Origin of the sequence: Xanthomonas hydrangeae (assembly GCF_032697525.1) — a bacterium.
Taxonomy (GTDB): Bacteria; Pseudomonadota; Gammaproteobacteria; order Xanthomonadales; family Xanthomonadaceae; genus Xanthomonas; species Xanthomonas hydrangeae.
On record NZ_CP103836.1, the window covers coordinates 2754749 to 2769752 of the forward strand.

14 protein-coding genes are annotated in these 15004 nt (G+C 60.7%); all 14 read left to right on the plus strand.

The window, feature by feature from the left end; all coding sequences use genetic code 11:
• Window positions 1–12: 12 nt before the first annotated feature.
• Genes NYR97_RS11590 through NYR97_RS11655 form a run of 14 tightly spaced genes read left to right on the plus strand, consistent with a single transcriptional unit; the run spans window position 13 to window position 14990 of the window.
• Window positions 13–1203, plus strand: coding sequence for a type III PLP-dependent enzyme domain-containing protein (locus NYR97_RS11590; RefSeq protein WP_316693147.1), 1191 nt, complete (start codon window positions 13–15; stop codon window positions 1201–1203).
• On the plus strand, window positions 1200–2186 hold the full coding sequence (locus NYR97_RS11595; RefSeq protein ID WP_316693149.1) for an ATP-binding cassette domain-containing protein: 987 nt from the start codon (window positions 1200–1202) through the stop codon (window positions 2184–2186). Before NYR97_RS11590 ends, NYR97_RS11595 begins: the two co-directional genes overlap by 4 nt.
• Entirely contained in the window at window positions 2174–3313 is a 1140-nt protein-coding gene (locus NYR97_RS11600) for an ABC transporter permease (protein ID WP_316693151.1), read from the plus strand. Before NYR97_RS11595 ends, NYR97_RS11600 begins: the two co-directional genes overlap by 13 nt.
• Complete coding sequence (locus tag NYR97_RS11605) at window positions 3310–3912, plus strand: hypothetical protein (RefSeq protein ID WP_316693152.1); 603 nt, start codon at window positions 3310–3312, stop codon at window positions 3910–3912. Before NYR97_RS11600 ends, NYR97_RS11605 begins: the two co-directional genes overlap by 4 nt.
• Complete coding sequence (locus NYR97_RS11610) at window positions 3899–4708, plus strand: outer membrane lipoprotein-sorting protein (RefSeq protein ID WP_316693154.1); 810 nt, start codon at window positions 3899–3901, stop codon at window positions 4706–4708. Before NYR97_RS11605 ends, NYR97_RS11610 begins: the two co-directional genes overlap by 14 nt.
• 2 nt (window positions 4709–4710) lie before the next feature.
• Window positions 4711–6072, plus strand: coding sequence for a hypothetical protein (locus NYR97_RS11615; protein ID WP_316693156.1), 1362 nt, complete (start codon window positions 4711–4713; stop codon window positions 6070–6072).
• Window positions 6069–6626, plus strand: coding sequence for a 3-hydroxyacyl-ACP dehydratase FabZ family protein (locus NYR97_RS11620; protein ID WP_316693158.1), 558 nt, complete (start codon window positions 6069–6071; stop codon window positions 6624–6626). The genes NYR97_RS11615 and NYR97_RS11620 overlap by 4 nt, the downstream gene beginning before the upstream one ends.
• Before the next feature lie 2 nt (window positions 6627–6628).
• The gene (locus NYR97_RS11625; RefSeq protein ID WP_316693160.1) at window positions 6629–7447 is read left to right on the plus strand and encodes a sterol desaturase family protein; all 819 of its coding nucleotides are present in this window, start codon (window positions 6629–6631) and stop codon (window positions 7445–7447) included.
• Complete coding sequence (locus tag NYR97_RS11630) at window positions 7422–9008, plus strand: AMP-binding protein (protein ID WP_316693161.1); 1587 nt, start codon at window positions 7422–7424, stop codon at window positions 9006–9008. The genes NYR97_RS11625 and NYR97_RS11630 overlap by 26 nt, the downstream gene beginning before the upstream one ends.
• Window positions 9009–9061: 53 nt before the next feature.
• Window positions 9062–10840: an acyl-CoA dehydrogenase family protein gene (locus NYR97_RS11635; RefSeq protein WP_316693164.1), complete on the plus strand. Its 1779-nt coding sequence runs from the start codon at window positions 9062–9064 to the stop codon at window positions 10838–10840.
• Window positions 10837–11571: an ABC transporter ATP-binding protein gene (locus NYR97_RS11640; RefSeq protein WP_316693166.1), complete on the plus strand. Its 735-nt coding sequence runs from the start codon at window positions 10837–10839 to the stop codon at window positions 11569–11571. The genes NYR97_RS11635 and NYR97_RS11640 overlap by 4 nt, the downstream gene beginning before the upstream one ends.
• The gene (locus NYR97_RS11645) at window positions 11568–13040 is read left to right on the plus strand and encodes an ABC transporter permease (RefSeq protein ID WP_316693168.1); all 1473 of its coding nucleotides are present in this window, start codon (window positions 11568–11570) and stop codon (window positions 13038–13040) included. Before NYR97_RS11640 ends, NYR97_RS11645 begins: the two co-directional genes overlap by 4 nt.
• Window positions 13033–14004, plus strand: coding sequence for a beta-ketoacyl-[acyl-carrier-protein] synthase family protein (locus tag NYR97_RS11650; protein ID WP_316693170.1), 972 nt, complete (start codon window positions 13033–13035; stop codon window positions 14002–14004). The genes NYR97_RS11645 and NYR97_RS11650 overlap by 8 nt, the downstream gene beginning before the upstream one ends.
• Complete coding sequence (locus NYR97_RS11655; RefSeq protein WP_316693172.1) at window positions 14001–14990, plus strand: hypothetical protein; 990 nt, start codon at window positions 14001–14003, stop codon at window positions 14988–14990. Before NYR97_RS11650 ends, NYR97_RS11655 begins: the two co-directional genes overlap by 4 nt.
• Window positions 14991–15004: the final 14 nt, after the last annotated feature.

The window sequence follows — 15004 nt, forward strand, 5'->3', positions numbered from 1 at the left end:
AATGATTGCGTGGTGAGCCGTCAGCTGATGCCTACACCGAACAGTAGCGGGCTGGACGTTGAGGGGCTGCAGATGAGGCCTGTGGATCAGAACGAAGCGGATAAGCTTGCCACTCCGGCCTACCTGTTTGATCCGGCGGTGGCTGTCCGGCGCTATACCGCCCTGCGCGATGCGCTTGGCACGCGGCTAGTGGTCTCGTTCAAGGCTAATAGCCTTGTGGATTTGCTGGTGCGGTGCGGGCATGCATTCGTCGATGGTGTTGAGTTAGCGAGCATCGGTGAGCTCGGCGTGGTGACTGGACGTATTGCGCAGCATCGCTACGTCAACAACCCAGCCATGGACACTGACTTCATGCGCGCCGCGTTGATTTCTGGATGCGATTTCATCATCGACAGCGTCGAGCAGGCACGGACACTGGCTGCGATGGACGTGGGACAGCGGCGGCCCCGTGCGCTGCTTCGGCTGAATGCCGGAGCAATCAGTGCGAGTGCCGGTACCACGATGCATGATCATTTCGGCATGGACGTGATACAGGCGCGCGAGGCAGCGTCCATCCTCTCACATTCGCAAATAACGGTAGTAGGCGTGCATTCGTTTGGCGGGGCCAACACCTTTGCACGCGACGGGCAGGCCCATGCACGCAATGTACGTCGCGCGGTTGATGAGTTGCAGACGTCAATCCCCCAAATGCTGGCAGAGATCAATCTTGGCGGCGGGTTTGCGACGGACTGGGAGAAGGATCTGTCGTGCATCGCAGCCTATCGGCGTCTGGTTGAAGACCTGTTTCCAGACACGTGCTTGTTACACGAGGCGGGGCGCGGAATCTTTGGTCGCGCAGGCGCCTTCCTGACTCGTGTCGTTGCAGTCAAAGCGCTTGGTGAGCGTCGAATTGCAGTCTGTGATGGCGGCATGGCACAGAACTTCCTGCTTGCCTCTACCGAAGGCATGCTGCGCCGCCATGGTCTACCGATGCTGTTACGTGCAACCCCTGCACTGCCTGGGCCGGCGCCGGTTGATGTCCATTACGTTGGAAGCAGTTGCAATCGACAGGACGTGATCGGCAGGGATCAGGCGGCCGTGGCACCACCGTCGGTAGGCGATATCAGTGTGTTCCCGGACTGCGGCGCCTACAACAGCACTTACACCATGCGCGACTTCCTTATGTTGCCATCCGCACGCAGTTACTTGCGGGCTGCACCGTGAATACGGGTCTGTGTGGCAAGCGCCAGAGCGGTGCAGGATCTGCAGCGCTTCTGGATCTTGAGCTTCTTAGCGTGCATCAAGGCAGCTTCACCCTGTCGTTGGAGCGCCTTGAACTTCTGCCAGGCGCGCGCCTGGGCATCGTCGGGCGTAACGGATGTGGCAAGACAACGCTGTTGGAGTCAGTCATCGGAATGCGCGATACGACCTGCATGCGGGGGCACCTCTTCGGGGTCGCACTTCCAGCTGCGATCCGCCAACCAGCCCTGCGCCGCCGCATGGGTTGCCAGCTGCAGAGCACACGCTTCTCCCGCCACGTCACTGTGAATGAGCTGCTGGATCTGCATCTGGCCCTGTATGGACGTGGTAGCGAGCGCCTTATGAGCGTGCTGCAGATCAACGAGTTACGCGGGCTTCGGGGCGGGTTGCTTTCGCGTGGTCAGCGTCAGCGGATGGAGCTTTACATGGCGCTGGCGCACAGCCCGGACATCGTGGTTCTGGACGAGCCCATGACAGGGCTTGACCGGCGCTTCTGTGAAGCGTTGCTGCGCTTCGTCAATGAAGATCTTTCGCCAGAGACCGTCTTGATGGTTGTAGGCCATAAGGAAGAAGAACTTTCACTGGTGAATGAGATTGCATGGTTGCAGGACGGCGCTCTGCTTGATCGTGGAACGGGTGCTGCGCTGGTGTCGCGTCACGCAGGCGCCGAGCTGGTATGTCTGCGTTTTCACCGGATGGAGCGTTTGGTCCAGGCACGTTCCGTGCTTTCCGAAATTGCGGGTCTGCGATGCTGGCAGCATCTCGATGACCTTCAGCTCACCCTGTGCGGCGAGGGAGACATCGTGCAACGAGTGCTAGCTTCATGCCCAACCCAGGACGTCCGTTCCTGGGAACATACCCGCACCAGCGTGACAGATCTGGTTCGTCTAGGGTCTCGCCCTGTGGTGCTTGCTCACGAACAGGAGCGTGCTCCATGCATGGTCTGAGCACACCAGCCGAGGGTGGCATCAGCGGGCTGCCAGCAATCTGGAGGGTGCTCGTCCGCAACGAGCTGCGCGTACTGCTGCGCAATCGAACCGCGTTGTTCTGGGTGTTCCTGTTTCCGTTACTGCTGTTCTTCACGCTCGGTCTTGCATTAAGTGGCGGTGGACGCATCGGGGTGGAGGTCGTCGACAACAGTGGCACTTCCGAAGGTGCAGCGCTGGCGACGTACCTGCGTGATGAGTTGGTTCATTACACACGTTCAGATTACGCATTCGTCGTGCCAGGAACTGGAAAAGCGCGGCCCCGACTTTCAGTGGAGACGGTTCGGGCGCTGGCGAGCGGGGTACCCACCCTGCAGGTCCGTCTGGATATCGCCGGTCGCCTAGTGCCAGGTGCCACAACCGCGTTGGAGCAGGCCGTGCAGAACCTGCTGCGCGACCAGGCGCTGGGCCAGCACGCTATAAGTGCTGCGCCACTGGTGAGCGGAGTGCGCGAAGAGAGCGAAACGCAGGCTTATCGCCGCTTCCTGTTTTCGGGTGTGCTCGTGCTGATGTTGCTTTCAGGTGGGTTGCTGTCAGTAGCGCTGATGCTTATCGGGCAGCGCGAGCAGGGCATCCTCTGCCTTCCTGCGGTATGGCCGATTCATCCGCGCGCGTGGCTATGCGCTGTGTTGGGTACGCGTGGTGCGGTGCTGGTTGTGGCCGCGCTGACCTTTCTGATTCTGGGCCACCTGTTACTCGACATGGGAGTACGGGTATCTCCGATGAGGATCCTCGACACGGTCGTGATCCTGTCGCTCGGCGTCGTGGCGTTTCTGTCGATGGGTCATGCGGTGGCCGCACGCTGCGGCTCTTCGGCGACGGCAGAGCTGGTTGCCAACAGCCTCTATTACCCGATGCTGCTGTTGGGCGACCTGACAATTCCCTTGCGCGAACTGCCGTTCGGCATCGACCGGGTGCTTGTGTGGCTGCCTACCACGCAGATCGCTGGCGGTATTCGTGCCGCGCTCTGGGCGCCGGTACATGACGCCCCAGCCTGGACATTATATGGGTATTTGGTAATAGCGGCGGCACTGTCCTTCCTGATCGCAGGCAAAGGGTTCAAATTTTCAGATAGGGGTGGCACTTGAAAGCCTGGAACCGATTCAAGCGGAGCTCACCCTGGCGGGTGGCGCGTTATTTCTTTATTGGCACCGCGGCGTTTCTACCGGCAGTGATCTTCCTGCGCTTCGCTCAATGGAACGGCATCGTCAGCGATGATCGCTGGATGCTGGCATTCCAGATTTCATCGCCCTTCGCTTGTGTCTACCTGTTGGCAGCCGCTCTGCGAAGATCACCGGCCAATCGATTAGTACTGGCCACCAACCTCTATTTACTGGGTGGCGGCATCATGTCCTTCTTCCATTACTGGCCGGGACTAGCGTGGTACGGCCGGCTACGCGAAGCGGCGGTGATGCTATTGGTGGTAGTGGTCGGTGTGATGGCGATCCTGTTTACGCGCTCGGGATTCATTGCAGTGCAATACGGCGATCCTCAGCGAGTACGACGCGACTCACTGTTACTGCTGGCGGCAGCCATTGCGGGAGTCGCGGTGGCCTACGCATGCAGAGGTAACCCGTTTGTCGCAGTGGTTGTTCCGATGATGTTGTTATCGCTGTTGGGACACCATCTCAGAAGCGCCTACGAAATCCATGCAGTCGCACTGGGGAACGTCGATGAGCCGGCATGAACTCATAGGGCTAAAAAAATTGCGCTGGGTGACGTTTTTGGCGCTCGCGATCACTTTGTTGGTCCCGCGTGCAGCGATAGCGGATGAGCTGCAGGCACATGCCTTGCTCGCCAGGAGCGATGAGATACGCAATCCCGGACGTTCGTTCCGTGTTGACGTGGAACTGCTTGAGTATCGCAGTGGTGCGCAGGCCAACACCATGGCGCTTCAGGTTTTTGCACGTGCCGAACCCGGTCAGGACCGCTTCGGCAATATCGTTCGCTTTGCCAAGCCAGTTCAGGACATGGACAAGCTGATGCTGTTCCAGGGCAAAGATCTCTGGTTCTACGATCCGGACTCGAAGGCCAGCTTTCGTCTGTCGCCACAGCAGCGTTTGATGGGACAGGCAGCCAACGGCGATGTGCTCGCCGTGCGCCTGGCGACCGATTACAGTGCCGCCCTTGCAGGCCGCGAGACGATCATTGATGCGACCAAGGCGCCGCGCGAATGTGATCATCTTGTGCTGGAGGCCAAGACGCCGCAGGCGGTATACGCGAAGATCGAGTTCTGGCAAGACGCCACAACAGCCGAGCCCATCAAGGCGCGCTTTTATAGCGATAGCAGTCAGCTTTTGAAGACGGCGTTCTACCGTCGTCCGGTGACATCGCTGGGAAGACTGCGCCCCTCCGAAGTGCTGATCATCGATGGGCTCAACTCGAGCCTGGTGACGCTGATGCGCTACACAAACTATGCCTGGCAGGACGTGCCGGCAGCGTGGATGCAGCGGGACTTCCTGCCGCGATTCCGGCAGCCTTGATCGTGAAACCATACCGCATCTGTCTACGCTTTTTCGCTCTCGCCTTAGTGCTGCCATTTATAGGGGAAAGCGTTGCGGGAGCGCAGGAAACGGCGATCGATATTCCCCAGTCGGAGATGGCTGCGTTGGATCTTGCAATCGAAACGCCAGCGCAGGCCGACGACACCCGCGCTGCAGGGAAATGGTTAGTCGAGGCAGCTGTGGGGCACGACCGTTGGCGTGCGTGGACGTTCGCTGGTGATAGACCCGATCCCTGGCGAGGCCGTGTTTCGGGTCAGTACAACAGTCGCTGGACGCTGGACTCCGGTTGGCAGGCTGTGCTCTCGAACCGCGTGGACGTCGGATATCGCAATGGTCAGGCGGGACTGCATGGCGAGGACGTGGCCTACACCCTGAGCGAAGCCTACCTGGCCTACGGGGGGCAGCGCGTGTTCGTCGATGTGGGGCGTATGAACGACCGCACGGGAGTTGCCTATGCTTACAATCCGACCGATGTATTCCGGAGCAACAGCGTTGTCGCACGCGTTTCGGAAGACCCTTCGCTGCTACGAAGCATGCGTTTGGGTGTGGTGGGCGTCCGAGCGCAGTATCTGCATGACGATGGCTCACTTACGCTGATCGCCGCTCCCGGCCTCAGGCAGCGCGACTCGGGTGGAGTGCTGTCGCCGCGGTTTGAGAATACCAACAGTGATACGCGGATCATGCTCCGCGCCAGCCGAAGGCTCAGCGAGCAGAGTTTGATTGAAGGTGTACTGGTGCATCAGCCCGGCGCTGGCTGGGAGCCTGGTGGCAACGTGTCCACCCTGTGGGGCAACCACGTCGTTATCTATGGCGAGTTACTGCTCACGCGAGATCGCGACATCGACACGCGTAGTGAAGCATTAGATCCGCTAGCGCCCTATGCATCTCCGAATGGTCGAACCCATTATCGGCCGCGCACTGCGGCGGGTATGAGCGCCGCGCTGGGCCAGCGCTACACGGTGGTGGTGGAAGGCCACTATGACGCGACGGCGCTAGATGGTCACCGACTCGAAGCGCTCGGCGAGCCGCAGGATGCTGCAGCGTTGGCACGCTATCTGCGGCTTCGTCAGTACGCTGCTGACAGCCAGTCGCAGCTTTCCCGCCGATACATCTTCAGCCGTCTCTCGCTGGCGCGCCCCTTTGGCGAAAGCACCTCATTGGCGGGCTTCGTCCGCTACAGCCTGGAGGACGACAGCAGCTACCTCTGGCTGCAGGCAGGCCTCCAGCGCGGCGCGTTCAGCTGGTTGGCAACCGTTGCCGCACCGCTTGGCAGACGCGCCACAGAGTATGGAGACCTCCAGGCATCAAACACCTTTCTGCTGACCATGGAATGGAGAAGATGAGTACATCGCTGGCTCTACCAGATAACGCTCTCTCGTCTGCGGTGGCACATAGGCCGACGCCTTCGGCTGCCGTTGCATCGGTTTCGATCGCCTACAGTCGTACGGAGATCGAAGCACTCATCCCACATCGCGGGGAAATTCTTTTCCTGCAAAGTCTGACAACGCATGGCGACAGGCACTTCACAGGAGTCGCGTACTGGGACGTGGATACGATGGGATTACGCGGCCATTTTCCGCAGCAGGCGGTAGTGCCTGCCGTATTCCTAGTTGAAGCAGTGGCGCAATTGGCCGGTGCCGGTGTATTGGCCACGCGAGCGGCGCAGCAGGATACGACACCCAAGGTAGGCGTGATGATGGCCATCCGACGCTGCGCGTTTCGCCAGGTAGTTCATGTGAATCAGCAGGTGCAACTGGATGTGTGTACGCGGCAGATGGGGGAACAGGTTGTTATGTGCGAAGGAACCGTATCAAGGGACGGTATTTCAATAGCTAGCATCGAGGTGCTGATTGGCGAAGTTCCGCAAGATGTGATTTTGACCAGGAAGGGAGACTGACAATGAGAGTCATGCTGTTGATTGCGTTGGTACTGATGCTACTGGAACGGCTCTGGCCGGCGAACGAGCAGCCCTCCTCAAAGCGCTGGGTACTGCGGGCGCTGATTCTTGGCTTTGCCGGCGTACCGCTGCTTATGCTCGGCCAGGCGACCTGGATACCGTGGTTCCGTGATAACGCCTTGACGCATGCTCTTCGCGGCCTTCCTCCGCTACTGAATGGTTTCATTGCCTTCCTGGCATTTCAGTTCTTCCTCTACTGGTGGCATCGACTCAAGCACACCAATAATTTTCTGTGGAGGACATTACATCAGCTCCATCACAGTCCGCGTCGCATTGAGGTGTTGACTACGTATTACGGTCATCCGGTTGATGGCATGGGCAATCTCATCCTCAGCGCGTTCGTGTGCTGGTATCTGCTTGGCATGAATTGGCAAGCCGTGGGCTGGTTCGCCCTAATTGAAGGTCTTTACGACTACTTCACCCATTCGAACCTCCGCACACCTTACTGGCTCGGCTACTTCATCCAGCGGCCCGAGATGCACCGCGTCCACCATGAGTACGGCAAGCATCGCTCTAACTACTCACTACCGATCTGGGACATGTTGTTCGGCACACATGTCAATCCGAAGCTGGGGGAAGAGATCAAGCAATGCGGGTTTGATGAGGATAAGGAAATGATGCTGGGGAAGATGCTGATGTTCGTTGATGTGCACAGGCTTTCCGCACCCGTAGTGACTGTGGCCGCATCCGCGGAAGAAGGCGAGACCAAGGACACCGTGGCATGGAGGGCCGACAATGCAGCCGACCTACCGAATCAATAGCCTTACCTCGCTGTTCCAGCTGCTGCGCTTCGTCGAAGGCATATACCCGCGAAACGCCGCAATTGCCGACGATATCGGAAGCACCGATTACAGCTCTCTGCTCGAGAATGTTCAGCGGGTTGCAGCGGGACTTGCCGCAGCCGGCATCCGGCGCGGCGACCGAATCGCGGTGTTTGCCAACAAGGATCGCAGGCTGTTGATACTTCTGTTGGCATGCAATGCCGTCGGTGTCGTCTTCGTTCCAATCAACCCGCACTTGAAGCAGGCACAGGTACTGCATATTCTCACCGACTGCCATCCGGCCTTGCTGGTCAGCACCTCCCACCGTGTTGCCCAGCTCAGCCTTACCAGCAACCAGCCGGATCTGCGCTGGCAGGAGATGGATGCGTTGGTGGAAGCAGAACCAGCGCCTGGACAGGTACTGGACTGGGCGCGCGGTGCCGTGGATGGAGATGCGGCAGCGATTTTGTACACATCAGGCTCCACCGGATTGGCAAAAGGTGTGGTGGTGAGCCAGCGCAATCTCGTTTCCGGCGCCCTCAGCGTTGCGGACTACCTTGGTCTGGAAAGCCAAGACGTTGTATTGGGCGTGTTGCCGCTGAGCTTCGACGCAGGGCTGAGCCAGCTGACCACGGCACTGGCGGCAGGTGCCTGCTATGTTGTCCACGAGTTTCTTTCAGCTGCACAATTCCGGCGAGCAGTGCAGCAGCATCGCCCAAGCGTGATCACTGCGGTCCCTCCATTGTGGCATTTGATTACCGAGTCTGGCTGGTCGGCGGATGGTGCTGACAGTGTGCGGCTGGTTGCCAACACTGGTGGACATATGAACAAGGCACTCTTGGATCGCGTGCTAGCCATTTTCCCGCAGGCTCGCCCGGTGTTGATGTACGGCCTTACTGAGTCGTTCCGCTCAACCTGGCTTCCACCTGAGCAGTTGGCGCGCCATCCGGATTCCATGGGCTTCGCAGTTCCCAATGCGCAGTTGCTTGTCGTCCGTCCCGACGGTACCGAATGCGGGCCCGATGAGCCCGGAGAACTGGTGCATCGGGGAAGTTTCGTGACCCTGGGCTACCTTGGAAATCCGGAACTCAATGCGCAGCGGTTCAGGCCCTGGCCGCTACCCACGGATCGCTGGAATCAGCAGGAGTTGGCTGTCTGGTCGGGTGATGTGGTACGTCGCGATGTCGAAGGCTACCTCTATTTCATCGGTCGCACCGACGAGATGTTGAAGGTCTCCGGGCATCGTATAAGTCCGACCGAGGTGGAAACCGCCCTGCTCGCGATGCCGGGCGTGCTGGAGGCCGCTGTCTTCGGTATGCCCGACGAGCGCCTCGGCCAGACCATCGTAGCCTGCGTTGTACTCCAGGCCGCTACCGGAATGGAGCAGCTGCCAGCCTTGTGTCGCAAGCAGTTGCCTGCATACATGCAGCCTGCTTCCTTGGTATGCATGGATGCGTTGCCGCGCAACGGCAACGGCAAAATTGATCGTGGCGTGCTGCGCGCCCAGTGGTTGGAGCGCAGTAAGCCTTCTCTTACCGCAGCGGTGGAGGCGATCGCGTGAGTACGCATTTTCGCGCTGACCTGCAGTCCCTGCGTTTCCACCTATGGAATGTAATGGGGCTTGAAACCTTGCTGGGCAAGGCGCCATTCCACCGAATGGACCGCAACCGCATCGACGCGCTGCTGGAACGAGGGCTGGCCTTCGCTGAGGACATGGCACAAAGCTATCGCAGCGCCGATGTGCAGGGCTGCGCGCTAAACGAGGATGGCAGTGTCCGGCTGCCAGATGGCTTTGACGGGCTGTGGCAGCGATGGCTCGGATGGGAAGATTTCGGCATTCAGGCCGGTGCAGCCGATGCTGCTCGTGGTGTGATCCCCGCACCCGCCAAGCAATTGGTGATGGAATTGTTGATGGGTGCCAATCCCGCCTTCATGTGTTTTGGCGGGTTCACTCCACCAGCCACACGCCTGATTCGCATGCACGGCACGCCTTCGCAGAAAGCTGCCTTGCTGCCGCCGCTCGAAGGATTCCGCTGGGACGCCTGCTACTGCGCGACGGAGTCAGGGGCGGGATCGGACCTGTTGGCCATCCGCAGCGCAGCCACCGAGCTGGGCGGCGGCATCTGGGGCGTGGCGGGCGAAAAGCTTTATATCACTGCGGGCTACCACGACCTCACCGAGAACACGCTGTACATCGTGTTGGCGCGCCCCGAGGGAGCGAAGGCTGATTCGATGTTCCTCAGCTGCTATCTGGTTCCGCGACGCTGGTGGGACGAGGCACAGGGCTGCTATGTCGATAATCACGTGCGTTGCCTGGAGGTGACCCGGAAGATGGGAATGCGCGGCTGCCCAAATACGCATCTGCGCTTTGGCGATCGCGGAACAACTCGCGGTTGGCTGCTCGGAGACCGCCGCAATGCAGGTATGCTCCAGTTCGCCACGTTGGTACGACACGCGCGAGTCAACTCGGCCATCTTTGCAACCGGGCTGGCCTCGACGGCTTATTTAAACAGCGTGGAATATGCGCAGCGGCGGATACAGGGGCGGCGCCTGCACGAGAACGCGGTGGCTACTGCGCCACGCCAGCCCATCGCTGAGCATGCCGATGTAAAACGTATGCTGATCGACATGCGTTGCAGGCTCGAAGCCAGCCGCAGTCTGGTGAGTCGGGTTACTTGGCTGAGTGCGCTACAGGAGGCCGAGCAGGCCACGCCGGCACCCGATGGCGAGCAGCTTGATCGCTGGTCACGCCTGGCGTCGCTGCTCGTGCCCATCACCAAGACTTGGACCGCCGACCAGGCATGGAAAATCTGCGAGACCGCGATGCAGGTGCATGGTGGCATTGGCTATACCGAGCACCTGCCGATCGAGCAATACCTACGCGATGTCAAGATATTGTCCATCTGGGAAGGAACAAGTTACATCCAGTCGTTGATGCTGGTGCGGGATGGCTTGGCTTATGGCCGCTCGGAGCGCTTGCTGCAGGTCTTGCGCGGATGGGTGCAGGACGAGCTGCAGCCATGTCGTAGGCATCCGCTGCTCGACTCGGCCTGCGACGCAGTCATGCAAGCTTTGGATGACTGTACGGCCACCATGGCGCACGTGCGTAGCGAGGTAACGCAAGGCAGGCTCGACGCGTGCAGCGCGCACTTTGTCCGTATCTGCGACATGTTCGGCACCACGTTGGGCGCATGGGGGCTGGTCCAGAACGCTGCGGCCGAACGTGCCCAGGCGCTCACAGGCCAAGCAGAAGGCAGCGGATACCAAGCGTCACTGAGCCATTTCCTCGACACGGTTCTGCCGTCGGTTCGCTTCTCACGCCAAGTCGTCACCGGGGTGGTCGTCGCGCCACTCCAGGTAATGGTGGCCCCATTGCAAACGGAGGTTGCATGAACGTTGTCGCCCTGCCGCAATCCGAAACTCCAACAGCTTGTGTTACAGCACAGGTGGCGCCGTCCATCGTGCTGCGTGGCGTGGGGCGCCGCTACAAGCTTGGCAAAGTCGATGTGCCTGCACTGGACGATATCAACCTGGATATCGGTCCGGACGAACTCACCGTGCTCAGTGGTCCTTCCGGCAGCGGCAAGTCCACCCTGCTCAATATCATGGGGTGCCTGGACACTGCCGACAGCGGGCAGGTGATGATCGCCGGTCATGATGTTGCAATAATGGGAGTGGTGGCACTGAGCGACCTGCGTGCAAAACGCATCGGTTTCGTCTTCCAGAATTTCAACCTGCTACCGGTGCTGACTGCTTACGAAAATGTCGAGTATCCGCTGCGGCTTCTGGGCCTGCCCGCGCCCGATCGAGCTCGGCAGACAACCCGGATGCTGGAGCAGGTAGGACTTGCCGGGCAGGCGGGTCACTTGCCCGGAGAGCTGTCCGGCGGCCAGCGTCAACGTGTCGCGATCGCCCGCGCGCTGGTCAAACAGCCGGATATCGTTCTGGCCGACGAACCCACGGCCAACTTGGACACTGCCAACGGCGATGCGGTGCTGGTCTTGATGCGCGAACTGCAGCGGCATACGCGGACTGCTATCGTGATTTCGTCGCATGATCCGAGAGTGGTCGCCGTCGCCGACCGCGTGGTGCGTCTGCACGACGGAAAGGTTGTGCGCACATGAGCAGTTCCACTCGGATGCTGGCCAGCGATCTGGCCATCGCATGGCGCAACCTGCGTCGTAACTGGCGGCGCTCCTTCACCACTATGGCGGCGCTAACGGTCGGCATCAGTATGTTGCTGCTCTTCGGTGGTTTCACCCGCGCGATCATGGCGACGCTTGAGACTGGCATCGTGAGCACAACCGGCCATCTGCATGTGCAGATGCGTGATTACGCGCGATATGGATTCGGCAACTCGGCACAGTACAGCGTTGACAACATCCAGCGGGTCGATGCGCTGATCGCCTCCGATCCGGAGCTGTCCTCGCAAGTCAGGCTGACCACACCGCTATTGTTATTCCAGGGCCTTGTCAGCCGTTACGATACTGGCGTGTCGCGGATGATGAGCGGGGAGGGGGTCAACCCCGACGACCAGCGTCGCCTGCGTGAATGGAACGCGCACAACCTGCGCACGCTTCCCAATGATGGTTTCGTGCTGGCAAGCACCCCCCAGGACGGTGCCGTCGTCGGCACCAATCTAGCCCGCATCCTTGGTTACTGCGAGCAACTGCATGTGGACAATTGCCCGGCATCCACACCAGCGCCGGGTGCTGCCGATGTGCGCACCGCGGGAGCGGCGGCTGGTAACCCTGCAACGCAGATGCCGCAGGCCCTTGCCGCGCCCATGCTGGATGCAGACACGCTGGACCTGACTGCTGCAGAAGCGCGGGGCGGAATCGGAGAAACGCCCAAGGCCGATCTATTGGTGGCGAACAACCGAGGGGCTCCCAATGTGGTCACGGTCCGGTTGCAGGCTGCGGAAAACCAGGGCCTGGAGGCCCTGGATTCCAGCTATGTGGTGGTGCCGATCGCACTGGCGCGCCAGCTGATGTACGGCCGCGATGCAGCATCTCAGGCGACCTTCCTCGTGGTTCAACTGCATAGCACCGACGACCTGCATGCGGCCAAGGAGCGGCTCAACCAACTGCTACGCGACAATGGTCTGCCGATGTATGCGGCCGACTTCACACAGTACTTCCCGGAGTACAACCAAGTGAAGCTGATGTTTCGCACGATCTTCGGTTTCATCGCAGTGTTGATGGGCATCATCGTGCTGTTCACCATCGCCAACACCATGAGCACCTCGGTGATCGAGCGGACCGACGAAATTGGCACCTTGCGTGCGCTGGGTGTACGCCCCGCGGGTGTGCAACGTCTGTTCCTTCTGGAGGGATTACTGCTCGGCCTGATAGGCGTGGGCGCAGGCGTGGTGGTGTCGTTGATCGTTGCGCTGCTGGTCAACAACTCCGGCATGACATGGGTGCCGCCGAACCGCGTCGTCCCGGTGCCGCTGACCGTCTCGTTCTGGGAAAGCCACGCGCTGGTAGCCGGTGTCGCGCTGTCGTTGCTGATGCTAGCCGTGCTGTCGAGCTGGTGGCCCGCACGCTCGGCCTCGCGTTCCCCCATCGTGGAGGCACTGCGGCATGTATGAGCATAACCAGGCTGCTTTCGGAGTGCCGCTCGGCATCGTCGACGCCGCTTATCATCTTCCGGGCAAGCCGAACGATCTGTGCACATGGGGACCGCGCATGGGAGTGGATGACGCGCGCATCGAACGGCTACTGGGAAATGGCTGTCGCTACTTCCATAGTGCGCAGATTGAGAGCGACGCTGACATGGTGGTCGCTGCTACAAGCCGATTGCTGCAACAGTCAGCTGTCGATCCCCGATGTATCGCCTACGTGATCCATGCACGCACGCAGAATTTCAGCATGCCGGCTGCGCCGCACTCGCTTCTCGGGGAGGTCTGCGCCCGTACCGGGATGGCGCCGAAACTGGCGTTCGCTGTCAGTCACCTTGCCTGCGCTTCTATCATCGCCGCATTGGACACGGCAGCGCGTCTGTTGCAGGGCGACCCGTCCGCCAGCCACTGCCTGGTCACCAGCAGCGACCGCGTATTTGGAAATGCCGACCATCGCCTGCGCCAGGATTCTGGTATCCAGAGCGATGGAGGCTCGGCCATCCTGATTGCCCGCACCCAGGTCCGCAGTTGGATAAAAACCATCGCATTGCGTACCTATCCAAAGCTGCATCCGGGGCCCAGCACCCCCACTATGGGACGGTTGATCGGCTCGGCCGCCTGGGCGCATACCGGTGAAGTGCTGGATGGTCTAGATGGTGATTCGGACGGTGGCCTCGACCTTGTGGACGCGCTATTGCCGACCAATGCCGACATGCCGTATTGGCGCGCATTGCTGCAGGCACGCCACGCGCCTACCGAGATCCTGTTCGAAGACAACGCACGGCTGCGTGGCCACGCCTGCTGTGCGGACCTGGCGATCAACCTGGCGGACGAGGGGCTGCGGCGAAGCGAGCAGGGACAACGCGTGATGTGCTTCAGCCAATCCAACGTCGGGGCGTACGGATATCTGATGTTGGAAGGAGCAGGCGCATGAGCTTGGCGATCATCGCAGCCAGCACAGCCGCGCTACAGCCGTCCATTCCCACCCTCGCCAGCGGGCGACCGTTTCCGCATCTGAGCTGCGTGGCGGGCATGGCGTCTGCGCCGCCCAGTTCCGCGCTGCTGCGCGCTTCCGGGTATGAGCAGCATCTGCGGAGCAAGCGCTGCCACTCCAGTTTAGGAGCACATGTAGAGGCACACGCACGCGCGCTTCTCGCGTCGCTACCTGGGCAAGCCCCGCCGGTCCAGGATGTCCTGCACTGCCAGGCAACGCTGCAAGATCAGATACTTGCGTCGATGTGCTTGCGCGTTGCCTATGCCTGCTCGTCGGAACCTCGTCGCGCCATGACGATCGACCAGACAGGCACCAGCGGCGTGGCTACTGCTCTTTTCCTTGGCCTGCATGCCGGCGTGGCTGCTCCTGAAGGGCTACTGCTGGTGACGGCGGCGGATACATGGTCCTCGACGTTCCCGGGAACCTTTCTGCCACTTGTCGCCTATGGCGACGCTGTTGGTGCACTCCTCTTGCGGCATGCAGATCCGACCCGACCTGCGCCGGGCGAGCGGGCTCATCTGCTTGCCGTCGTCTGCCGGCCCTGCATCGGGCGGGAGCCCTTCTGGAGCAAAGGACCCGTACGTGTGCGCAATGAGATTTGCGAACAGCTGGCGGGTGTCGCCGAGGAGGTTCTGTCCCGCGTGGGCTGGAACGCTGCGTCGCTAGATCTACTGCTTGGCGATCCTATCGGGCCGGACATAGGTGCAGATCTGGTCCAGCGTCTGGGGGGCTGCCCGCAGCGCGCGCCTCAGGCAGAAGGCGACCACGCCGCCTCCGTGGCGCTGATGGTCAATATTGTCAGCGCAATCGAATTCGCACAGGTACAGGATCGACCCGTGAAGTGCCTGCTGTGGACGGCGTCAGCGGACGGCAGTGTAGCCGCCGTCGCGCTGCATGCATTTCCTGACGCCAAGACCACCCCCTGACTAAGTCAACAAGG

Coding starts and splice junctions, on each gene's coding strand:
- NYR97_RS11625 (WP_316693160.1), top strand. CDS start 6,629: ATGAGAGTCATGCTGTTGATTGCGTTGGTACTGATGCTACTGGAACGG.
- NYR97_RS11645 (WP_316693168.1), top strand. CDS start 11,568: ATGAGCAGTTCCACTCGGATGCTGGCCAGCGATCTGGCCATCGCATGG.
- NYR97_RS11650 (WP_316693170.1), top strand. CDS start 13,033: ATGTATGAGCATAACCAGGCTGCTTTCGGAGTGCCGCTCGGCATCGTC.
- NYR97_RS11610 (WP_316693154.1), top strand. CDS start 3,899: ATGAGCCGGCATGAACTCATAGGGCTAAAAAAATTGCGCTGGGTGACG.
- NYR97_RS11620 (WP_316693158.1), top strand. CDS start 6,069: ATGAGTACATCGCTGGCTCTACCAGATAACGCTCTCTCGTCTGCGGTG.
- NYR97_RS11635 (WP_316693164.1), top strand. CDS start 9,062: ATGGGGCTTGAAACCTTGCTGGGCAAGGCGCCATTCCACCGAATGGAC.
- NYR97_RS11630 (WP_316693161.1), top strand. CDS start 7,422: ATGCAGCCGACCTACCGAATCAATAGCCTTACCTCGCTGTTCCAGCTG.
- NYR97_RS11655 (WP_316693172.1), top strand. CDS start 14,001: ATGAGCTTGGCGATCATCGCAGCCAGCACAGCCGCGCTACAGCCGTCC.
- NYR97_RS11600 (WP_316693151.1), top strand. CDS start 2,174: ATGCATGGTCTGAGCACACCAGCCGAGGGTGGCATCAGCGGGCTGCCA.
- NYR97_RS11640 (WP_316693166.1), top strand. CDS start 10,837: ATGAACGTTGTCGCCCTGCCGCAATCCGAAACTCCAACAGCTTGTGTT.